This is a genomic window from Sphaerisporangium album (assembly GCF_003323745.1).
GTDB classification, from domain to species: Bacteria; Actinomycetota; Actinomycetes; order Streptosporangiales; family Streptosporangiaceae; genus Sphaerisporangium; species Sphaerisporangium album.
In genome coordinates, this window is the sequence record NZ_QOIL01000017.1 from 19,430 (window position 1) to 39,977 (window position 20,548).

Here is a 20,548-nt window from a genome sequence, read left to right on the forward strand (position 1 = left end):
GACATATCAGCTAAGGATGGAACGACCGGAAAGCGGGGAATAGGGTGTCGAATGGCACAAAACCGCCCTTCTTCATGAACCGCACCGCCTTCACCCGGGCGCGGTTCATCATCGGATTCCTCGCGGTCCCGGTGCTGCTCTACCTCGTCTACGTGATCTCGCCCTACGCCCAGGCGTTCTCCATCGCCATGACCGACTGGCGCGGCGTGAACGCCGAGCCCGGCTTCGTCGGGGCGGCGAACTTCCGGCGGCTCCTGGACGACAACGTGTTCTGGACCGCGGTGCGCCACAACGGCCTGCTGCTCGTCCTCATGCCGCTGGGCACGCTCGTGATCGCCCTGTTCTTCGCGTTCCTGCTGAACGCGGGTGGTCCTCGCGGCGTGTCCGGCGTGCGGGGGGCGCGGTTCTACCGCGTGGTGTTCTTCTTCCCCCAGGTGCTCGCCGTCGCGATCGTCGCCGTCCTGTTCCAGCAGGTCTTCCGGCCGGACGAGAGCGGCATGCTGAACGCGCCGCTCATGGCGCTCGGACTGGAGCCGGTCGGGTTCCTGTCCGACCCGGGCGTCGCGTTCTGGTCGATCCTCGGCGTGCTCATCTGGCAGGCGGTCGGCTTCTACGTCGTGCTGTTCTCGGCGGGCATGGCGTCCATCCCGCGCGACCTGTACGAGGCGGCGCAGATCGACGGCGCGACGCGCGGGCGGCTGTTCTTCCGCGTCACGCTGCCCCTGCTGTGGGACACGGTGCAGGTCGGGTGGATCTACCTCGGCATCGCGGCCCTGGACGTCTTCGCGATCGTGTGGGTGATGACCGCCGAGCACGGCGGCCCCGACCACTCGACGACGGTCATGGCCGCCGAGATCTACCGCAACGCCTTCCAGTACTTCAAGTTCGGCTACGCCTCGGCCATGGGCGTGGTGCTGTTCTTCTTCACGGTCGCCTTCGCGGTGGTGGCGCTTCGCCTGTCCCGCCGCGAGCGGGTCGAGTTCTGAGGGGGCCGGCGATGGTCTCACGCACGAGCGCAAGGACGGCCGAGGTCGGGCTCACCCGCGGCCAGGTCCGCGAACGGCGGCGGCTCCGGCTCGGTCCGCTCTCGGGGCTGTCCCACGTGGCGCTGGTGGTGTGGACGGTCCTGGTCGTGGTGCCGATCGTATGGACGTTCCTGGCGTCGGTGAAGAGCGAGGACGAGATCTTCGGCAGTGCCTGGTCGCTGCCGGCCACCCCGCGCTGGGACAACTGGGCCCGCGCCTGGGACCAGGCGCACGTCGGCCGGTACATGCTGAACAGTGTCGTGGTGGTGTCCCTGGGCACGGCCGGCACCATGCTGTTCGGCGCGATGGCGGCGTACGTGCTGGCGCGCTACCGGTTCCGGGGCAACCGGGCGGTCTACCTGCTGTTCGTCTCCGGGCTGGCCTTCCCGGTCTACCTGGCGCTCACGCCGCTGTTCTTCGTGGTGCGCAACATGGGGAACCTGCCGCTGATCGGCCCCCTCATCGGCCTGGACTCCTACGGCGGGCTCGTCCTCGTCTACATCGCCTACTCGCTGCCGTTCACGGTGTTCTTCCTGTCGGCCTTCTTCCGCACGCTCCCGCAGGCGGTGGCCGAGGCGGCGTTCGTGGACGGCGCCTCGCACAGCAGGGTGTTCTTCCAGATCATGCTGCCGCTGGCCCGGCCGGGCATCGTGAGCATCACGATCTTCAACGTCCTCGGCCAGTGGAACCAGTACCAGATCCCGCTGGTCCTGCTCAGCGGGCAGGCGAAGGACAAGTGGGTGCTCACCCAGGGCATCGCGGACATCTCCACGGCCGCGGGCTACGACGCGGACTGGGCGGCGTTGTTCGCGGCGCTGAGCATGGCGATCCTGCCCATGCTGATCGTCTACACGATCTTCCAGCGGCAGATCCAGGCCGGGCTGACCGCGGGCGCGCTGAAGTAGCCGCGCGGCGGAGGGGGCGCCGCGCTCAGCCGTGCAGGCGCCGCTTCATCTCGGCCTCGTAGATGTGGCGCCTGCCCTGGGCCAGGTCGTTCCTCACGCGCGTCTCGATACCGGTGAAGCAGCGGTAGTAGCCGTCGTCGTACTCCTCCACCACCTGGAACGTCCACCGGCCCTCCAGCACGTCGCGGCCGAGCAGCTCGGCGGCGACCGCGTCCGCGTGGGCGGTGTGGCCGGCCTCGCGCAGCAGGTCCACGGCGTCCTGGAGTTGCAGGTGGGCGTGCCCGGTGAGCTGGTGGAAGCTGTATAGGTGGCCGCGGGCGCGCTCCACCGTCTCCCGGGCCTCCGACAGCTTGCCCAGCGCCTCGACGGTGGTGTCGTCCATGCCCTCGGGCCGCCGGTGGCCTGGATCGTCAAGGTCCTCGCTCATGCCCGCTTCCTACCCCGCGCTCACGCGGCGGTCCTGCTCACGCCGGGCGCTCGCCCTGCGCTCGTCCGGGTCGGTGCCACCCCAGATCCCGTGCTCCTGGCCGGTGCTCAGCGCGTAGTCGAGGCACGGCCTGCGGACCGGGCAGCGCCGGCACACCGCCTTGGCCCGCTCGTGCTGCAGGTGGCCCGGGCCCTTCGCCGATATCGGGAAGAACAGCTCCGGGTCCTCGCCACGGCAGGCGGCGCGGCGCAGCCAGGAGACGGCGGGCAGGATCGCGTTCTGGGTGATCATAACAATCCAATGAGAGAGACCGATGTCCAATGGCTGCCGGGTCAGCCGTGGAGTCGCGTGCCCGCTGGCGATGCCTTGACACCTGTTTGCGGATAAATCAGCCGTCCGATGTCGATATCGGGTACCACCCATTACTTCCCTTTTGAACCGAACAGCGGTGCGCTTCCCGCGGCCTTCCCGGGGAATCGCCCACCGACCTCCCGCTCCCCGCCGGCCGTTTCTCCGGGATCAACGCGGATCGGGCAGCAGGACGGAAGGAAGCGTGCTGTCCGGGTGCATCCGGAGCAACTGGTAGATCATGCCGCCCACGCCCGGGAGCAGGCCGGGCGTGAAGGCGTCGCGGGCCAGGCCGCTGACCGGCCCGTGCTCCTCCAAGCCGCCGATCACGTGCGCCGAGACCGACTCCCGGGTCAGCCCCTCCGGTCCGAGGCCTGCGGCGATCGCCCGGTCCAGGGTCTCCCAGATGCCGAGGTCTCCGTGGCAGAGGGTGTGGTTCCAGCCGAGGCTCCCGGGCCAGCTGGACGCCGCGGCGCGGCGGAGCACGTCCTCCCAGTGCCGGCCGCCCTGGCGGGCCAGCAGGTCGGCCGCGATGATGCCGATGCCGGCCCCGCCGTGGCACCACGCGCTGGAGGTCACGCGAGGCTCGGCTTCGCGCAGGTCGCGCCATCCGCCCCCGGCCGGGTCGTACAGCGACTCCTCGAACAGGAATGCCTTCTCGGCGAGGACGCCGAGCCCGGCGGTGTCGCGCGTCGCGGCGGCGGAGAGCCGGGCCAGCGCCCAGCCGATCCCGGTCGCGCCGTGCGAGACCCCGCCCATTCCCCGCGGGTACAGGTCGCCGGGCCAGCACGCTCCCCGCTCCTCGTCCCGGGCGAGCGAGACCAGCCGCTCCCCGATCAGGTAGGCGTCCTTGGACCACCGCTCGTCGCCGGTGCGTTCCGCCAGGCGCAGCAGCGGCACCACGCCGCCGGCCATTCCGGTGAGCAGGTCGTAGGTCTCGTCGGCCGCGACCGCCTCGGGCATGGCCTCGGCCGACGCGCGCGCCCGGGCGAGCGCCTCCCCGGAGGGGACGGCCCCGAGCCCGCTCAGCAGCAGCCAGGCCCAGATCCGCGAGCCGAGGCCGACGTAGCCGCCGGGAGGCTGGGGGCGGCGCCGCGTCCCGGCACGCCGGAGGTCGGCCTCCCGCTCCTCGGCCGTCCTGATCGAGCGGAGCAGATCCGCCAGCAGCGGCTCCAGTCCCGGCACCGCCTCGGCCCTGCCCCGTCCCGCCTCGCTCTGGTAGGCGGCCAGCACGATCGCGACCCCGTACGACCCGCCGTACAGGTCCAGGGACAGCGGCTGCACCGACCAGCCGGTGGCGTTGAGCACCGGCGCGATCCAGGTGACCGTGCCGTCGTCCCCGCGCACCGCCGCGTCCAGCAGGTCACGGGCGATGGCGGCCGCCACCCGGCGCCGGCGCGCGTCGAGGTCGTGGTACCGCAGAAGCGACGGTGCCGCCGATTTGGCCTGCGGCGTCCACCCCTCGTTGAGGTAGGCGCTGATCAGCGCGGCGCGGATCACGTCCCGGTCCAGGGCCGGCTCACGGTCGCGCCAGCGCCGCAACGCGTCCTCGATGAGATCCTTCTCCTCTCCCCACGTGGTGCCGCGGGGGCCGTCCATACGGCCATGGCGAGGGGTTGTGCTGAAGAAGGGGATGTCGCCGTCCAGCAGCTCGGCGACCTCGGCGCCGATCACATCCGGGTCCGACGGCGCTCCGGGGAGGTTCCCGGCCTGCTCGGCCAGCAGGTGTGCCGCCTTGCGGATGGCGGGCGCCTCGTCGTGGAGCGAGGCGGGGTGCCACAGCATCCGGCTGAGCTCGGCGTACGCCTCGGTGGCGCGCAGCACGACCCGGATCGGGTGATCGGCGAAGTCCGCGAGCAGCCCGGCCAGCTCGCCGCGCCGGTCCAGCGCGTCGAGATGCCCGGCGAGGTCGGTGAATCCCGCCAGCACCAGGTCCCAGTAGCGGGCCAGGACCGGATCGGGGCTCGGGTGGTTGGCCGCGGTCCCCATCTCGACCCGTTCCATGCCCAGCCGCGCCTCGTCCGTGCCGGCCCCGACGACGACGGGCACCCTGATGTACGGCTGCTGGCCGGGCAGGCCGCCGAGGGCGGACATGTCGACGCCCCGCCAGCCGAGTGCGACGCCCCGGCCGGGCAGGAGGCCGGTGCGCAGCACCGATCCCTCGAGCAGGTCGATCGCCCGGTCGAAGGCGGCGCCGTAGCCGGAGGGTTCGGCGGTGGCGTGCGGGGTGAACAGGGTCTCGCAGTCGACGACGACGGGAACGGGCCCGGCGGCGATGAGGTTCTCCGCGTGCAGGTCGCTGCCGCCGATCAGGCGCATCAGCGCCAGCCAGTGCCCGACGCCCCGGTAGAAGGACCGCAGCTCCGCGTCACCGGCGCAGTGGCGGTGCCCGATGTGCTCCGCCCACCCGTACTCCCCGCGCACCAGCACGCCGGGCACGCGGATACCGAGCCCACCGGGCACGCCCGGCGACAAGCGGGCGATCAACCCCGCCAGCTCCCGGTCCACGGCCAGCGAACGCGGCTTGTAGACCGCAGCGCCCTCCGCGCCGCGCACCAGGGCGACGGCGCGTCCGCCGCGATGGCTGTCACCCGCCCCGAACTCCACCCCGGCCAGATCGCCCCGCACACCACCCGGCAGCGCCGCCAGCTCCGCCCGGTCGGCCGCGAACCGGCGCGCCAGCTCCACGGCCGCCGCACACCTGCCGGCGATGATCGTGCCGAGCCGCGACAACATCGTGGGATAGTGCGCGGTCAGTGAACTCCAGAACTCCGGCGTCTCGGCGGATGCCTTCCATTCCCTCCAGCGAAGCTGCGGCGTCTCCTCGGTCAGCCGCCCGCTGATGCGGGCCGCGTTGAGCTCCAGCAGCAGAACCCGGGTGACCTTGCGGCGGACGGTCTCCTCCAGCGCCTCGGCGGCTCCTTTTCGGATGACTCCCGCCTCCGCCTCCGCGAGGCCGGGGACCGAGGCCAGTGCGGCCGACAGCGCGTCCAGCGACGGTGCGGTCAGGACGTCCAGCGACGGGTCGAAGTCCCCGGCCACGCGTCTCGGCCTTTCCCGGTCAGCAGCAGAAGCCGCCGCCCGCGGTGCACGAGCTCGGCCTCTTCGTCTCGATGAGGCTCATCGTGATCTCCTCCTCGGTGTACTCGCCGATGAGCGGCGGGCCGGCCGGGTTCTCCCAGCCTTCGGCGGAGGCCACTCCCCTACGCCACGCAGCGATGATCTCTTCGGCGTGCTCCACTACAACCGGCATTGTTACTCCTATTAGGGATTGGATGGCATATCCCACGCTAACTACATGATTTTCAAAATCAATAGACATCACGCACGATGGCCGATCACGTGGATTAATGGCGGCGCCGAAACGCCACCGACCGGCGGACGACCCGCCGGGTGCCGCGCGTGACAGCCCGACACGTGCCGCCCGGCCCGTCAGGTCGCGGACGCGTCCCAGTCCCAGGTGATGCCGAGCACGCCCGCGGCGACGTCCGAGGCGACCAGGTGGACGGCGTGGTGGGGGTTCATGGTGAGCACGCCCGTGCGGTGCGGGGGGCCGACCAGCCCGCGGCGGGCGTAGGAGTAGCACGCGGCGGGCAGGCGCTCGGCGTGGAAGCGCACCTCCAGGACGTACTGCGACACCATGTACCGGAAGCCGTGCCCGTACTCGGTGTCCGGCTCCTCGGCGTGGTCCTCGTACTGGTGCTCGAAGACCCACGTCTCCCCCGCCCGCAGCTCGGCGCCGAACAGGTACTCGGCGACCAGCACCGGCTGGGTGGGATGGCGCTCGACCCGGCCGAGGCGGCAGTTGTCCATCGGGGTCAGCACGACGTCCTCGATCGAGGTGCCCGGGCCGCCGAAGAAGCGCAGGAAGTAGCGGTCGACGCCGTCGCGACGGGCCCGGATGAGCGTGCGGTTCCACACCCGGCAGGCCGCCCCGAACCGGTTGACGGTCACCTTCTGCTGCTGGTTGAGGATCGTCGCCTCGCGGTCGCGCGAGCCGGGGAGCAGGTCGAGCAGCTCGCCGATCGCGCCGCCGCGCTCGTCGTGGGTGACCGACTCGTGGTCCAGCAGGTCGGTCAGCGACGAGGGCGGCAGGCCCAGTATCTGCTCCAGCGCCGTGACGACGCGCATGGAGCGTTCGGTGCCCGGGCGGCGGTTGCCCTGCTGCCAGTCGCTCAGCGTCGACAGCGCGACGGGCACGCCGGCCTGGACGATCCTGCGGCGCAGCCGTTCCAGCGTCAGCGAGCGCTCCTGGATCGCGACGCGCAGCGCCTGGTGGAACGGGCCTACGAGCAGCAGGTCGGCGAGCTCGCCGCGCTCTTCTCGTGACTCCCGGCTCATGGCGGTACTCCTGGATCGCCGAATTCCTGTACCACTCGTGCCCGCCGGAGGGCGTCCCGCGTCCCCGGCGGGTTCCTCACGGCTCGCGCCTCCCTGCCAGGGCCGTCGTCCGCCGTCCGCGTGCCACGGCGGACGGATGCGCCGCGTCCGCCGCCACGCGGACGCGCGGGCTTTCCCTCGGAGCCCGGCCCTGGGCTCCCAACCGTAGCGAAACGGGGGCCTGTAGCGCGAAATTTCACCACTTGCGGCTACTGGAACCGGGAATTTCGCCCTCGCGCGGCCGCACGGCGCGGGGAGATGATGCGGGAAGGCACCCGTCCTCGCCGACGGCCGACCCCGGGAGCACATCCATGGTGGACGTCTTCCACAGCCCGCGCGGGCGGCGGGGCCTGTTCCGCCGCGCACGTCCACGGAAGCCGGAGGACGAGGCGATCGTCTCCGAGCTGTACCGCACCTACCACCGGCCGCTGCTCGCGTTCGCGGCGCGGCTGACCGGAGGGGACCTCCAGTGGGCCGAGGACGTCGTCCAGGAGACCATGATCAGGGCCTGGCGCAGCGCGGCCGAGCTGGAGCCCGGGGCGTCGTCACTGATGCCGTGGCTGGCCACCGTCGCCAGGCGCATCGTGATCGACGAGACGCGCCGCAGGGACGCGCGGCCGCGTGAGGCGGGCGCCCTGCCGCTGGACCACACCCCGGAGCCCGACCGCACCGACGACCTGCTGCGGCAGGTGGTCGTCTCGGAGGCGCTGAAGTCCCTGTCGCGCGCCCACCGGGAGATCCTCGACGAGACGATCCTGCGGGACCGGTCGGCGAACGAGGCCGCCGCGGTGCTCGGCATTCCGCTCGGCACGGTGAAGTCGCGGGTGTACTACGCCCTTCGCGCGCTGCGCGCCGCGCTGGAGGAAAGAGGCGTGACCACCTGACGCGGCGGCCGGTCCTGCCGTGCCGCCGGCCATGCGCCGGGACCGCCACGGACGGGACGGCATCGCTCACGCTCGGGATGTGACCTGGCATTTTAACGGCCGGCCCCGGCGAGGGCCACATTTCCATCTGTGTACTTTTACCGGTTCACGGATTGAACCTTTCTCCCCCCGCGCTCCGTACTAAGGCCGGAAAGCACGAACGGGCGCCCCGGCGCCCGGGAGTGCCGCCCCCGCCCGCCCGACGCGGCCGGCCCGCCCTACGGCCGCCCGGCGCGAGGCCCGCTGACGGCGCCCGCCGCACCGGCCGTGACCCGGTGCGGCGGGCGCCTTGCCGTCCAGGACGATCGCGCCCGCGCCGCATATTCGCTGGAGACGGCCGGCGAGGGACATATACCGTGTCCCGGTCGACGACCGCCGAGCGTCCCGCGCGCCCGCGCGAACGACGCGTGATGAGAAGGAAGACGGGCGATGGAACACAGCGGATGGGCCGACGAACGGTTCGGAGCGGTCGCGGACGCCTTCGCGCGGAACTTCGCCGACTTCGGCGAGCTGGGCGCGGCCGTCACCGTGTTCGCCGGGGGACGCGAGGTCGCGAACCTGTGGGGCGGGGTCGCGGACGGGCGGACCGGCCGGCCGTGGGACCGGGACACGATCGTGCCCGTGTTCTCCTGCGCCAAGGCCGTCGTCGGCGTTTGCGCGCACCTCCTCGCCGAGCGGGGAGCGCTCGATCTCGACGCTCCGGTGGCCCGGTACTGGCCGGAGTTCGCGCGGGCGGGCAAGGAGGCGATCACGACCCGCATGGTGCTCGGCAACCGCGCTGGGCTGCCCGTCCTGGACCGCGTGCTGAGCTTCGAGGAGATCGCCGCGTGGACGCCGGTGGTCCACGCGATCGAGGAGCAGAAGCCGCTATGGGAGCCGGGCGCCGCCTACGAGTACCACGCGCACGTCTTCGGCTTCCTGGTCGGCGAGGTGATCCGGCGGGTCACCGGGCTCACCCCGGGCGCGTACTTCCGCCAGGCCGTCGCCAGCGAGCTGGGCTTGCGGACCTGGATCGGCCTGCCTCCGGAGGAGGTCCCGAATCTGGCACGGCTCGCCGAAGCAGAGGGCCGGCCCCCGATGCCCGGCCCCGAGACGCTGATCATGCGCATGGTGACGATGAACGGCGCGTTCGCCTTCCCCGGCCTGGAGGAGCCGCACGGCTGGAACGACCCCGCGCTGCTCGGCGCCGAGATCCCCGGCGCGGGCGCGGTCTCGTCGGCGCATGGCCTGGCCGCGTTGTACGCCGCCGCCGTGACCGGGGTGGACGGCTCGCCGCGGCTGCTCTCGCCGGACACCGTCACGAGCGCGGTGCGGGAGCTGTCGTCCGGCGTGACGTGGTCGGGCATGGACGCGGGCCAGCGCTGGGGATCGGGGTTCCTGCTCGACTCGTCCTTCCGTCCCATGCTGGGCCCGCGCAGCTTCGGCAACGACGGCGCGGGCGGGCAGTTCACCTTCGGGGACGACGAGTACGGGGTGGGCTTCGCCTACGTCTCCAACCGGATGGTCGGCTACGGCGACGCGCGGGCCAACCGGCTCGTCTCGGCGGTCCGGGAGTGCCTGGCCGCCGCGTGAGCCGCGCGCGATCGGCGGGCTGATTCCCCGAGAAGCGGCCCAGCCCGCCGGCCGCGTCGGCGGCGCGACGGAAAGCGGGACAGCGCCTCACGAATGCGCAAGGTGAGTGGTTAGTAGCGTTCCGGAGTGTTGACCGGTCGGTCAATCAGCGCGACGGTCGAGGGACCACGACACCTCTCTCATCCCGGAGGCAAGGATGGACCTCTCCAAATCGTGGGCCGACGTCGTCGCGTTCCTCGCGGGCGTGGTGGCGGTACTCGCACCGTTCTTCTGGGCGGACGGCTCCCGGGCCGCCGGTCAGCCGCTGCTGCTGCTCGGCGGCCTCCTGCTCGTCTCCGCGCTCTGGACGCTCCTCGGGGCGGGCGGCGCGAGCTCCTGGGTGACGGCGGCCTTCGGGGCGCTGCTCGTCCTCTCTCCGTGGGCCTTCGGCTTCGACGGCGACGGCTCCGCCGCATGGACGGCGTGGATCGCCGGCGGCGCGACGGTTATCGTCGGGCTGTGGACGGCCCTTCAGACGCGCGGCCGCGTTCTGACGAACGCGTGATCAACCCGGCCATGTGGTCCCGGGCCGCCCCGCGGCGGTCCGGGGTCGGCGAGGCATGGCCGGACGCCCGCACCCGCATCCTGGACGCCGCCGAGGAGCTGTTCGCCGGCGGGGGTTACGACGCCACCGCGACGGCGGAGATCGCCAAACGCGCCGACGTGCCCAAGGGGCTCGTCTTCCACTATTTCCCCCGCAAGATCGACGTGCTGGTCACGCTCGTCGGGGAGCGCACGGGCATCGACGACATGGGCGACGAGCCCGTCGAGGAGGTCCCGGCCGACCCGGCGGGCGCGCTGGCCAGGCTCGCGAGGCGCGTGCCCCTGCGCGCCTCGCCGGCCATGCGGCGCATCCTGTTCCGTGAGGCCGACACCCACGGCTCGGTGCGCGAGCGGCTGCGCCACCTCAACGCCGAGATAATCCGCCGCGCCAGCTTCGTCCTGGAGCTCACGCTTCCCGGCGGCCGGGGCGACGCCGCCCGCCTGGAGGCCGCGGCCGCCACCTTCGCCGCCGTCCTGCTCTACCAGGAAAGCCTGTGCCTGCTGACCGGGCACCACATCGATCCCGAGATGGTGGCCGACCTCATCGTCAGGGCCCTGACCTGAGGCTCGGTCGTCCTGGCGCGCGGGCGCGGCGACACCTCCGTTGAGCGGACTTTCCGGGCGGCGCCGCGGGCGCGCGGTGCCGGGGCGACACGCCCGGGGACGGGATCGTTCCAAACCTCCTTGCGGATCAAGTCGGCCCTGAATGACCTGACAGGAGGGTAAATATCTTGTCATCGATGCATTTACCCTTAGGAAAGTTTCCTACAGAATTGGAGGCACCCCCCAGCAAAGGAGCAGACATGCGAAGAGCGATGACCCTCCTCTCCGCCCTGGTGATGGCCATCGGCGCCACGGTGTTCGTCACCAGTCCCGCCTACGCGCACGGCTACATCTCCTCACCGCCGAGCCGGCAGGCCAACTGCGCCCAGGGCAAGGTGCCCAACTGCGGCGACATCATCTGGGAGCCGCAGAGCGTCGAGGGCCCGAAGGGCCTGCGCAACTGCCACGGCAACGTCGCGCGGTTCGCGCAGCTCAGCGACGAGAGCAAGCCGTGGCCCGTCGCCCGCGTGGGTAAGACGGTCACGTTCAACTGGGTGCTCACCGCCCGCCACGCCACCAGCACGTGGGAGTACTACATCGGCGGCACCCGCGTCGCGCTGTTCAACGACGGCGGCCGCCAGCCCGGCGCGACCGTGTCCCACACCGTGAACCTCGGCAGCGCGACCGGCAGGCAGAAGCTCCTGGCGATCTGGAACATCGCCGACACCGCGAACGCCTTCTACTCCTGCGTCGACCTGCAGATCAGCTAGTCAATCGCCGTCGCGCGGCCCTGCCCGCGCCGGCGGCCCGAGAAGTTCGGTCCCGCCCCCGCCACGGCGGGACCGGACGGCCGGGCCCATGGAGGACCGGGACGACCGGGACCGCGGGATGGCATGGACGGAAATGATCCAGTTCGCTACGTTGCCACCCATGATGCTGCGAACCGCACTCGGCGTCGCGTCGGCCATCGGCGTCCTGCTCGCGACGATGCCGGCCCTGTCAACGGCCCCCGCGCTCGCCGGGACGGAACCCTCCGCCCCTCCTGCCGCGGAACGGACACCGCCTGCCCCCCGCCTCACGTGGGAACTCGCCCCGACGGGCAGCACCGCGCGCCTGCGCGGGCTGTCCCCCGTGAGCGGCCGGGTCGCGTGGGCGTCCGGCTCCCTCGGCACCGTGCTGCGCACCGAGGACGGCGGGCGGCACTGGACGGCCGCCGGCCCGCCCGGCACCTCCGCGCTGGAGTTCCGGGACGTCGAGGCGTTCGACTCCCGCACCGCCGTGGTCCTTTCCATCGGCGAGGGCGCCGACTCCCGGGTGTACCGCACCGAGGACGGCGGGCGCACCTGGGCGGAAACGTTCCGCAACGACGAGCCGCGCGCCTTCTACGACTGCATGGCCTTCTTCGACCGCAGGCACGGCCTGGCGATGAGCGACCCGGTCGACGGGCGGTTCCGCGTCCTGTCCACCGACGACGGCGGGCGGAGCTGGCGCGTGCTGCCCTCCTCCGGCATGCCGGAGGCCCTTCCCGGCGAGGCGGGCTTCGCCGCGAGCGGCCAGTGCCTGGTCACGGCGGGCGGACGGGACGTGTGGCTGGCCTCCGGCGGAGGCGCGCGCTCGCGGGTCTTCCACTCGCGTGACCGGGGCCTGACCTGGCAGGTGTCCGACACGCCCGTCCCCGCGGGTGACCCCGCGCGCGGCGTCTTCGCGCTGGCGTTCCGCGACCCCTGGCACGGCGTGGCCGTCGGCGGCGACTACCGTACCGGCCAGGCCTCGCCGGACGCCGCCGCGCTGACCGGGAACGGCGGCGCCACCTGGACGCGCGCCGCCGCGCCGCCCCCCGCCTACCGCTCGGGCGTCACCTGGCTGCCCCTGCTGCCGTTCGCCGCGATCGCGGTCGGCCCCACCGGCAGCGACCTCACGGTGGACGCCGGCAAGGCGTGGCGGACGTTCGACACCGGCTCGTTCGACACCGTGGCCTGCGCCCCCGACCTGAGCTGCTGGGCGGCCGGCGAGAAGGGCCGCGTCGCCAGGCTGTCCCTCCGCCCGTCCTGAGCGCGCCCGGTCGGGCGGGCCTAAAGGACCCGCCCGACCCCGCACAGAAAGTAGGCGGAGACCTTCTCCAGGGCGGGCGTGGTCACCGGGTCGTCCGAGCGCCACTGGTGCAGGTTCACCAGGCCCGGCTCGACCAGGTCGAGCCCTTCGAAGAACGGCCGGATCTCGCGGGACATCCGCGCGACGAACTGCGCGGAGGCGCTGTTGTAGACGCGCTCCACGCCGGGGGCCGACTGCGGGCGCTCGTCGATGGCGACGTGGGAGATGGCCATGTAGCTGCCGGGGGGCAGCTCGCCGCGGATCTTCGCGATGATGCCGGCCGGGTCGTCGGAGTCCTCGATGAAGTGGACGATGGCCAGCAGGAGCACGGCGATGGGCTGGTCGAAGTCGAGGTGCTCGCGCAGCTGGTGGTTGCCCATGATCTCCGCCGGGCGCCGCAGGTCGCCCTCGACCACCAGCACCTGGGGGCTGTCCTGCAGCAGGGCGCGCGCGTGGACGAGCACCTGCGGGTCGTTGTCGACGTAGACCGTGCGGGCGCCGGGGGCGTACTCGGCGGCCACCTGGTGCACGTTGCGCTGCGTCGGCAGCCCGGCGCCGATGTCGAGGAACTGGCGGATGCCCTGCTCGGCCAGGAAACGCACGGCCCGGAGGAGAAACGCCCGATTCTCGCGGATGCCAATGGGAATTTCCGGGACGAACCTCAGCACCTTCTCGGCGGCTTCCCGGTCGGCGGGCAAATTGTCCTTGCCGCCCAGCCAGTAGTCGTACATGCGCGCCGCGTTCGGGACATTCGGGTCGAAACCTCTACCGAACTGCGCCGGGTTCATCACTGGCCTCCACAGGTCCGCTTCACACGGGGGATCTTAACAAGTCACCGTGAATATCCGTGTATGTAGAAAAGAGCTACGACACGGTGTCATGATCTTCCCATGGCCGCACCCCCCACGCGCCGTGTGCTGGGCGCGCAGCTCGCCGACGGCATCACCAAGGGCAACATGTGGGCGCTGCTGTCCATGGCCACGGTGAGCACCGCGGTGATCTCGTTCCTCCCCTCGGCCCAGCCGCACATCCTCACCACGATCCTCGGCGTGCCCGAGTCCTCCCAGGGCACCACCGTGGGCGTGCTCGGCTTCGCCGCCGAGCTCGCGATGATCCTCAGCCTGGCCTGGTACGGCGCGCTCGCCGACCGCTTCGGGCGGCGGCTCATCGTGACCGCCGGCATGCTGCTGTGCGCCGCGGGCACGGCCCTGTTCCCCTTCGCGGGGAACACCGCCGTGCTGGTCGCGCTGCGCGTGGTGTTCGGCCTCGGCGTGGCGGCGCTCAACGCCATGCTCTCGACCATCGCGATCGACTACGTGCGCACCCGCTCGCGCGGCAAGTCCTACGGGCTCACCGGCGTCTTCGGCGGGATCGGCGCCGTCGTCGCCGTGCTGGTGCTCGTCAAGCTGCCGGTGACGCTGGAGGGGGGCGGCATGTCCCCGGTGGCGGCGACCCGGCTGGCGTTCCTGCTCATCGCCGCCGGCATCCTCGTGGCCGCCTGGCTGCTCTGGCTCACGCTCTCCCGCGCACAGGTGAGCGAGACGGCCGTGCGCGTCCCGCTCCCCCGCCTCGTACGCGAGGGCGTCGCGCTCGTGCGCGACCCCGGCGTCGCGCTGTCGTACGCGGCCTCGTTCGTCGCGCGCGCGGACCTCGCCATCGTGGTCAGCTTCATGACGCTGTGGATCTCCGACTACGCGACCTCCGAGCGCGGGATGTCCAGCGCGGAGGCGCTGGCCAGGGCGGGGGCCGTCGTCGGCGTGTCCCAGACCGTCGCGCTGCTCTGCGCCCCGGTGTTCGGCTGGCTGGGCGACCGGATGCCCCGCCACAACCTCGTCATCCTCGCCCAGGCCCTGGCCGCCGTGGCCTACCTGTCGACGCTGCTCGTCGAGGACCCGCTCGGCGGCGGCATGATGCTGGTGGCGGTGCTCATCGGCGTCGGCGAGATCGCGGGCATCACCACCGCGGGGCCGCTGCTGGCCCAGCAGGTGCCGGCGGAGGTGCGCGGGTCGGCGTTCGGCGTGCACACGCTGTGCGGTGCCGCGGGCATCATGGTCATCTCGGCGCTCGGGGGCGTGCTGTACGACACCTGGCGGCCGGCCGGGCCGTTCGTCGTCGCCGGCGTCGCCGGGCTGCTGGTCGTGACGCTCGGGCTGGTGGTACGGCGGCGGGTCGCGCCCCGCGCGGAGGCGGACCTGGCGCGCGAGGCCGTGCCGGCGGGCCCGACCGGCTGAACCGCTCCCCCGCGGACGGTGAACCCGGGGGACGGAGTGCCCGCCCGTCGCGCGGCCGGCCTTGGACGGCGCCCTGGCCGGCGTGCCGACACCCGCCGCACCAACGGGCACCGGCACGCCGGGGTCACCCGGCGCCCGCACGCGGGCGCCGAGTCTTGAGCGCGGCCGATGCTCAGGCCGTCGCGTTCACGTCACGACCCCATGGCCGCCACCAACGCCACGGCGGCCCGGGACCGCGGCATCATGGCCACCAGGCGAGACCCAGAAGGAACGACCGGCCCGACTCCTGACGGTCCGGCCCGGCGTCCTGCGTCCCGGCGTCGCCGGTGGTGTGCCCGGTGTGCTCCGAGTCGGCCGCGGCGGGCGCGGCTCCCCCGGCGGACGTCCCCATATCGATCACGTCGTCCATCCCGTCCTCGGTCGCGCCGTCCCCGTGGACCGGGCCGCCCTCGCGGGCGGCCGTGTCCTTGGGTTCGGCACTCGTATCGGCGTCAGCGCTCATCATGTGGATCCCCGTGGCCGAACACGCCGGCGAGCCAGTCCAGCCAGGCCCGCTCGTTGTCCGCGGGGTCGATGTCGTCGGAGAAGATGTGGTGGCCGATCACGATCGTCGCCTTCGAGCCCTCGATGAACCGGTAGAGCCCGTCACCGGCGCGAACGCCCAGGAATTTCGGCGCCACGTAGTCGGCGACCCCCTCGATCGGGGCGAACCCCTCGGGGGTGAGCCGCAGCCTGTCCCCCCGGACCACCGGGCCGTTCAGCCCGAGACCGCGCTCCAGCGCCGCCCACAGGGGTTCCTCCGCGGGGGAACGCGGAGGCGGGGTGTAGACCACGAGCGCGAACCGCCCGGGGAACCGCGTGAGGTACTGGTCTAGGGTGTGCAGGTACATGTCCCAGCCTCTGCTCAACGCCGCTACTCCGCCCGCTCGACACCGTGGGTGTCGCGCGGGGGCCGTGGCCCTGGCTGAGTCCGGTTGTGTCCGATGAACCACGAATCGACGGCGGTTGTGGTGGCGATCCCCGCCCGCACCGGAGCGGCCCGCAGCTCGATCTCCTCGCGTGACGCGAATGGGTCGGTCACATCGCACCTCCTTGATCGCGATCCCGGATGTCGCGGTACTCATGCGACGACCGGAGAGCCGAGATCCGCCGAGGTCTGGCGCCGCGGGCGAGCGCGGCCCGACCGGCGGTGTCACCAGCGGCGCCGGGCCGATCTCGTCATGTGCTCGTCCCCCAGACGCCGGGGCGATTGATACTCCTACGAACAACTGTGCGGGAACCCCCGTCAAGGGGCAATGCGCACCGATGGCAGCATGTTGCAGTAACCCGTCCACTTCCTGCCGACCAGGACGCCCGCGCTTCATCGCCGGCCGTGGAGTCGAGACACGTCGCGCCCTCCGGATCCGCTCCGAGATACGCCTTACCCTTCCCTCGGTTACCTCCCGTTCCTCCCGTCCGACCGGCCGATCAGAGGCGCCCATGCGGCTCGCTTCCGCCACCATCGCGCACGGCGATATCGAGGCTCAAGGCCGGGCGGCGCGACGCCCCATTTAACGTAAAGTCGGCGCGCGTCCGCCCGGGACACACCTGGCGGGGGTCCTGTGCCCGATGCGGCGGACGGGGAATAGTGGAGCGCATGACCACCGGGACCGGCGGGCCGGACGCCATGCTGCGCGTGGCGCTGGAAGAGGCCAGGAAGGGGTACGCCGAGGGCGGCGTCCCGATCGGCGCCGCGCTGTTCGCCGCCGACGGCCGTCTGCTCGGCCGGGGGCGCAACCGCCGCGTGCAGGACGGCGACCCGTCCGTCCACGGCGAGACCGCCGCCTTCCGCGACGCGGGACGCCAGCGCACCTACCGGGGCACCACCATGGTGACCACCCTGTCGCCGTGCTGGTACTGCGGCGGGCTGATCCGCCAGTTCGGCATCACCGGGCTGATCGTCGGCGAGAGCCGCACGTTCACCGGGCAGCACGAGTGGCTCGCCGCCCACGGCGTGGAGGTGCGGGTCCTGGACTCCGAGGAGTGCGTCGCGCTGATGACCGCCTTCATCGCCGCCAACCCGGCCCTGTGGAACGAGGACATCGGCGAGGAGGCCTGAATCCCGCCCTCCGCCCCCCGGACCACGGTCCGGAACGGAATATCTACGGGCGCGCCGCGTTTAGATGCTTGAAACTTCAATGAAGTGGAGAGCGATGAGCACGATGCAGTTCGGCGTCTTCACCGTGGGCGACGTCACCACCGACCCCACGACGGGGACGACGCCCACCGAGCACGAGCGGATCAAGGCGATGGTCGCCATCGCCCGCAAGGCCGAGGAGGTCGGCCTCGACGTCTTCGCCACCGGCGAGCACCACAACCCGCCCTTCGTGCCGTCCTCGCCGACCACCCTGCTCGGCCACATCGCCGCCAGGACCGAGCGGATCATCCTCTCCACCGCGACCACCCTGATCACCACGAACGACCCGGTGAAGATCGCCGAGGACTTCGCGATGCTCCAGCACCTGGCCGACGGCCGCGTCGACCTGATGCTCGGCCGGGGCAACACCGGCCCGGTGTACCCGTGGTTCGGGCAGGACATCCGCCAGGGCCTCCCGCTCGCGATCGAGAACTACGCGCTGCTGCACCGGCTGTGGCGCGAGGACGTCGTGGACTGGCAGGGCCGGTTCCGCACTCCGCTTCAGGGCTTCACCTCGACGCCCCGCCCGCTCGACGGCGTCCCGCCGTTCGTCTGGCACGGGTCGATCCGCAGCCCGGAGATCGCCGAGCAGGCCGCCTACTACGGCGACGGGTTCTTCGCCAACAACATCTTCTGGCCGAAGGAGCACTTCATGCGGCTCATCGGCCTGTACCGCGAGCGCTACGCGCACTACGGCCACGGCACGCCCGAGCAGGCGATCGTCGGGCTCGGCGGCCAGGTGTTCATGCGCAGGAACTCCCAGGACGCCGTCCGCGAGTTCCGCCCCTACTTCGACAACGCGCCGGTCTACGGGCACGGCCCGTCCCTGGAGGAGTTCACCGCGGAGACGCCCCTCACCGTGGGCAGCCCGCAGGAGGTCATCGACAAGACCCTGACCTTCCGGGAGTCCTTCGGCGACTACCAGCGCCAGCTGTTCCTGATGGACCACGCCGGGCTGCCGCTGAAGACCGTGCTGGAGCAGCTCGACATCCTCGGCGAGGAGGTCGTGCCCGTCCTGCGCCGGGAGTTCGCCTCCGGCCGTCCCGCCGAGGTGCCGGCCGCGCCCACGCACGCGTCCCTGCTCGCCCGCCGGGACGCCGAGGCCGGGGACCCGGCGTCCGTCCCCGCGACCGCCCTGACCTGACCCCGCCCCGCCCTCACCGACCCGCCACCCCTGTCCCCCGCCGCCCCGGATCCTGGAGAGAGAAGAGATGAACCCGCTGAAGCTCGTGGCCGTGTCGGCCGGCCTGGGCCTGCCCTCGTCGACGCGCCTGCTCGCCGACCGGCTCGCCGAGGCGGCCCGGTCCCACCTGGCCGGAGACCACGAGGTCGAGGTCGCCGTCGTGGACCTGCGCGACCTCGCCACGGACATCGCGAACGCCATGGTGGCCGGGTTCCCCGGCGCCCGGCTGCGCGAGGCGATCCAGGTGGTGACGGACGCGGACGGCCTGATCGCCGTGACGCCCATCTTCAACGCGTCCTACAGCGGGCTGTTCAAGTCGTTCTTCGACGTGATCGACAACACCGCGCTCGCCGGCAAGCCCGTGCTGATCGCCGCGACCGGCGGCTCCGCGCGCCACTCGCTGGCGCTGGAGCACGCGATGCGCCCGTTGTTCGCCTATCTGCGGGCGATCGTGGTGCCCACGGCGGTGTACGCGGCGTCGGAGGACTGGGGCACGGGCGGGGACGCGTCCACCGACGCGCTGGCCGGCCGCGTGGACCGCGCCGCCCGGGAGCTGGCCGGGCTGGTCGCCGGCCGCCCGGCCTCGGCGGCCCTGGCCGTCGAGGAGGTCCTCGTCCCGTTCGAGCAGCAGCTGGCGGCCCTGCGTCCGTGACGGCCCCGCGCGGCCACGGCCCGTGGACGGCGGTGACTGGCGATGCCAATGTGAAGGAAATGATTTCGGGGTAAATAAGGTCCTCAGGAGGAAGGACGGCCATAGAACGCGAGAAGCGCGCGGATAGGGACTGGATAGCGACCGCGAATACCTTGGCGATGCGAGCAGGGAAACAGCACCGGACGCGAAGCCGCCCGCCGCAGACAAGGGGACCGCAGTCATGAAGCCCTACCTCTCGAAGTTCGCCGCCCGCCTCCTCCTCGTCACCGTCGTGACCGCCGGAGGCGTGGTGGCGACCGGCACCATGGCATCGGCCCACACCACGTCGAAGCACGCGGTACGCGTCTCGACGACGATCCACACCCACCACAGCACGACGCACACGGTGTGGCGCGGCAACACGCCCTGGGGGTGATCCCCGGCGGACAAGGCGGCGCGGACACGAACGCGGCGGGAGTCAGCGGACTCCCGCCGCGTTCGCCGTTCAACGGGAATTGCTTTTCGGTGCGTTTTCACGGCCGTCGCGACATAGCCCCGAAATAAGCCGGGCACCTGCGCGTCCGGCTCGCGTCATTTTCCGGGATAATCATCCGCCGTTGAATATCGGCGGACGCCGGGCCGTCCGCGCGGCCGGTCAGCGCAGGACGCCGACGGCTCCGACGATGCCGATGCCGCCCCTGCGCGGCAGGACCACGGCCTCGGGTTCCGGGCGCCAGTCCTCGACGGGGACCACGCCGGGCGGGAGCAGGTCGAACCCCTCGAAGTTCGAGCGGACCTGGGCGTGGGTGCGCGGGACGATGCCGCCCGCCGGGGTGGCCGTGTAGACGTCGCGGCCCTGCCGGACCTCCTCCTCGGTCAGGTCGCCCGAGGTGACGTGCGAGATCGCCAGGGTGCTCCCGGGAGCCACGGCCCGGCGCAGGGTGGCGACGATCCGGGCGCACTCGGCGTCGTCGACCACGAAGTGGAGGATGGCCAGCAGCAGCACCCCCACCGGCCGGTCGAAGTCGAGGTGGGCGCGCACCGCCTCGTGGCGGAGGATGCCCTCCGGGTCGCGCATGTCGGCGGAGATGACCACGGTGCGGCGGTTGTCGGCGAGCAGGGCGCGCGCGTGGGCGAGCACGATCGGGTCGTTGTCGACGTACACGACCCGGGCGTCCGGGTTGACGCGCTGCGCGACCTGGTGCACGTTCTCCTGCGTGGGCAGGCCGGTGCCGATGTCGAGGAACTGGTCGATGCCCGACTCGACCATGGCGCGCACCGCGCGGCGCAGGAAGGCGCGGTTGGCCAGGGCGATCTCCCGGGCGTTCGGCACCAGCTTCATGATCTTCTCGGCCGCCTCGCGGTCGGCCGCGAAGTTGTCCTTGCCGCCCAGGTAGTAGTCGTACATGCGGGCGACGCTCGGAGTAGTGGGGTCGATGACCCACGGTCGAGCCCGCTCCCGATCCGTCACGTCGCAGTCCCCCAAGTCACGCGATCTCCGGCTATGACCCAATCTATCGATCATCTGTCC

General features: G+C 72.0%; 23 protein-coding genes. 13 read left to right on the forward strand and 10 right to left on the reverse strand.

All coding sequences use genetic code 11. The features are described 5' to 3' along the window. Nucleotides 1-74 precede the first annotated feature (74 nt). Together DQ384_RS27305 and DQ384_RS27310 are read left to right on the forward strand one after the other, a co-directional pair. The gene (locus DQ384_RS27305; RefSeq protein WP_114031762.1) at nt 75-986 is read left to right on the forward strand and encodes a carbohydrate ABC transporter permease; all 912 of its coding nucleotides are present in this window, start codon (nt 75-77) and stop codon (nt 984-986) included. Between the two features lie 11 nt (nt 987-997). Continuing rightward, nucleotides 998-1,930 (forward strand): carbohydrate ABC transporter permease, encoded by a 933-nt coding sequence (locus DQ384_RS27310; protein WP_114031763.1) that lies wholly within the window; start codon nt 998-1,000, stop codon nt 1,928-1,930. A gap of 25 nt (nt 1,931-1,955) precedes the next feature. Here the strand turns inward: DQ384_RS27310 and DQ384_RS27315 are convergent, their stop codons facing one another. From DQ384_RS27315 to DQ384_RS27330, 5 genes are all read right to left on the reverse strand, one after another. After that, nucleotides 1,956-2,357, reverse strand: a complete 402-nt coding sequence (locus tag DQ384_RS27315) for a hypothetical protein (RefSeq protein WP_114031764.1) — start codon at nt 2,355-2,357, stop codon at nt 1,956-1,958. A gap of 9 nt (nt 2,358-2,366) precedes the next feature. After that, nucleotides 2,367-2,648: a WhiB family transcriptional regulator gene (locus tag DQ384_RS27320; RefSeq protein WP_114031765.1), complete on the reverse strand. Its 282-nt coding sequence runs from the start codon at nt 2,646-2,648 to the stop codon at nt 2,367-2,369. A gap of 228 nt (nt 2,649-2,876) precedes the next feature. Continuing rightward, the gene (locus tag DQ384_RS27325; protein WP_220183157.1) at nt 2,877-5,747 is read right to left on the reverse strand and encodes a type 2 lanthipeptide synthetase LanM family protein; all 2,871 of its coding nucleotides are present in this window, start codon (nt 5,745-5,747) and stop codon (nt 2,877-2,879) included. Between the two features lie 19 nt (nt 5,748-5,766). Next, nucleotides 5,767-5,958, reverse strand: coding sequence for a DUF6229 family protein (locus DQ384_RS40545; RefSeq protein WP_147268914.1), 192 nt, complete (start codon nt 5,956-5,958; stop codon nt 5,767-5,769). 179 nt (nt 5,959-6,137) lie between these two features. Next, nucleotides 6,138-7,046: a hypothetical protein gene (locus DQ384_RS27330; protein WP_114031766.1), complete on the reverse strand. Its 909-nt coding sequence runs from the start codon at nt 7,044-7,046 to the stop codon at nt 6,138-6,140. Between the two features lie 350 nt (nt 7,047-7,396). On the opposite strand from DQ384_RS27330, the gene DQ384_RS27335 reads away from it, so the two are divergent. From DQ384_RS27335 to DQ384_RS27360, 6 genes are all read left to right on the forward strand, one after another. Next, nucleotides 7,397-7,969, forward strand: a complete 573-nt coding sequence (locus DQ384_RS27335; protein ID WP_114031767.1) for a sigma-70 family RNA polymerase sigma factor — start codon at nt 7,397-7,399, stop codon at nt 7,967-7,969. Nucleotides 7,970-8,437: 468 nt separating this feature from the next. Beyond that, nucleotides 8,438-9,580 (forward strand): serine hydrolase domain-containing protein, encoded by a 1,143-nt coding sequence (locus DQ384_RS27340; protein ID WP_114031768.1) that lies wholly within the window; start codon nt 8,438-8,440, stop codon nt 9,578-9,580. A 196-nt stretch (nt 9,581-9,776) separates the two neighbouring features. Beyond that, complete coding sequence (locus DQ384_RS27345) at nt 9,777-10,124, forward strand: SPW repeat protein (protein WP_114031769.1); 348 nt, start codon at nt 9,777-9,779, stop codon at nt 10,122-10,124. Continuing rightward, complete coding sequence (locus DQ384_RS27350; protein ID WP_245966819.1) at nt 10,121-10,726, forward strand: TetR/AcrR family transcriptional regulator; 606 nt, start codon at nt 10,121-10,123, stop codon at nt 10,724-10,726. The genes DQ384_RS27345 and DQ384_RS27350 overlap by 4 nt, the downstream gene beginning before the upstream one ends. A gap of 239 nt (nt 10,727-10,965) precedes the next feature. Further along, nucleotides 10,966-11,475 (forward strand): lytic polysaccharide monooxygenase auxiliary activity family 9 protein, encoded by a 510-nt coding sequence (locus DQ384_RS27355; RefSeq protein ID WP_114031770.1) that lies wholly within the window; start codon nt 10,966-10,968, stop codon nt 11,473-11,475. Between the two features lie 160 nt (nt 11,476-11,635). Then, nucleotides 11,636-12,757 (forward strand): WD40/YVTN/BNR-like repeat-containing protein, encoded by a 1,122-nt coding sequence (locus DQ384_RS27360; protein WP_114031771.1) that lies wholly within the window; start codon nt 11,636-11,638, stop codon nt 12,755-12,757. Nucleotides 12,758-12,777: 20 nt separating this feature from the next. Here DQ384_RS27360 and DQ384_RS27365 read toward each other — a convergent pair whose 3' ends face one another. Next, a complete protein-coding gene (locus DQ384_RS27365; protein WP_114031772.1) occupies nt 12,778-13,584 on the reverse strand; it encodes an SAM-dependent methyltransferase in 807 nt (268 codons plus the stop codon). A gap of 102 nt (nt 13,585-13,686) precedes the next feature. Between DQ384_RS27365 and DQ384_RS27370 the strand changes: the two genes are divergently transcribed. After that, entirely contained in the window at nt 13,687-15,027 is a 1,341-nt protein-coding gene (locus tag DQ384_RS27370) for an MFS transporter (protein WP_114031773.1), read from the forward strand. A gap of 241 nt (nt 15,028-15,268) precedes the next feature. On the opposite strand, the gene DQ384_RS27375 is transcribed toward DQ384_RS27370, so the two are convergent. The 3 genes from DQ384_RS27375 to DQ384_RS41565 are packed head-to-tail and all read right to left on the reverse strand — an operon-like array spanning nt 15,269 to nt 16,108. Continuing rightward, nucleotides 15,269-15,529, reverse strand: a complete 261-nt coding sequence (locus DQ384_RS27375) for a hypothetical protein (protein WP_147268915.1) — start codon at nt 15,527-15,529, stop codon at nt 15,269-15,271. Then, on the reverse strand, nt 15,519-15,935 hold the full coding sequence (locus DQ384_RS27380) for a hypothetical protein (RefSeq protein ID WP_147268916.1): 417 nt from the start codon (nt 15,933-15,935) through the stop codon (nt 15,519-15,521). Before DQ384_RS27380 ends, DQ384_RS27375 begins: the two co-directional genes overlap by 11 nt. Before the next feature lie 5 nt (nt 15,936-15,940). Continuing rightward, nucleotides 15,941-16,108, reverse strand: coding sequence for a hypothetical protein (locus tag DQ384_RS41565; RefSeq protein WP_181871449.1), 168 nt, complete (start codon nt 16,106-16,108; stop codon nt 15,941-15,943). Between the two features lie 555 nt (nt 16,109-16,663). On the opposite strand from DQ384_RS41565, the gene DQ384_RS27385 reads away from it, so the two are divergent. The 4 genes from DQ384_RS27385 to DQ384_RS27400 all read left to right on the forward strand — a co-directional run bounded on the left by DQ384_RS27385 (nt 16,664) and on the right by DQ384_RS27400 (nt 19,453). Continuing rightward, nucleotides 16,664-17,125 (forward strand): nucleoside deaminase, encoded by a 462-nt coding sequence (locus DQ384_RS27385; RefSeq protein WP_220183158.1) that lies wholly within the window; start codon nt 16,664-16,666, stop codon nt 17,123-17,125. 103 nt (nt 17,126-17,228) lie between these two features. Beyond that, nucleotides 17,229-18,347, forward strand: a complete 1,119-nt coding sequence (locus tag DQ384_RS27390; protein ID WP_114031868.1) for an LLM class flavin-dependent oxidoreductase — start codon at nt 17,229-17,231, stop codon at nt 18,345-18,347. 67 nt (nt 18,348-18,414) lie between these two features. Continuing rightward, nucleotides 18,415-19,038 carry an FMN reductase gene (locus tag DQ384_RS27395; RefSeq protein ID WP_114031776.1) on the forward strand — a complete coding sequence of 208 codons (624 nt, stop codon included), beginning with the start codon at nt 18,415-18,417 and terminating at the stop codon, nt 19,036-19,038. Between the two features lie 220 nt (nt 19,039-19,258). Next, nucleotides 19,259-19,453, forward strand: a complete 195-nt coding sequence (locus tag DQ384_RS27400) for a hypothetical protein (protein ID WP_114031777.1) — start codon at nt 19,259-19,261, stop codon at nt 19,451-19,453. Nucleotides 19,454-19,672: 219 nt separating this feature from the next. Here DQ384_RS27400 and DQ384_RS27405 read toward each other — a convergent pair whose 3' ends face one another. Beyond that, nucleotides 19,673-20,488, reverse strand: a complete 816-nt coding sequence (locus DQ384_RS27405; RefSeq protein ID WP_245966820.1) for an SAM-dependent methyltransferase — start codon at nt 20,486-20,488, stop codon at nt 19,673-19,675. Nucleotides 20,489-20,548 lie beyond the last annotated feature (60 nt).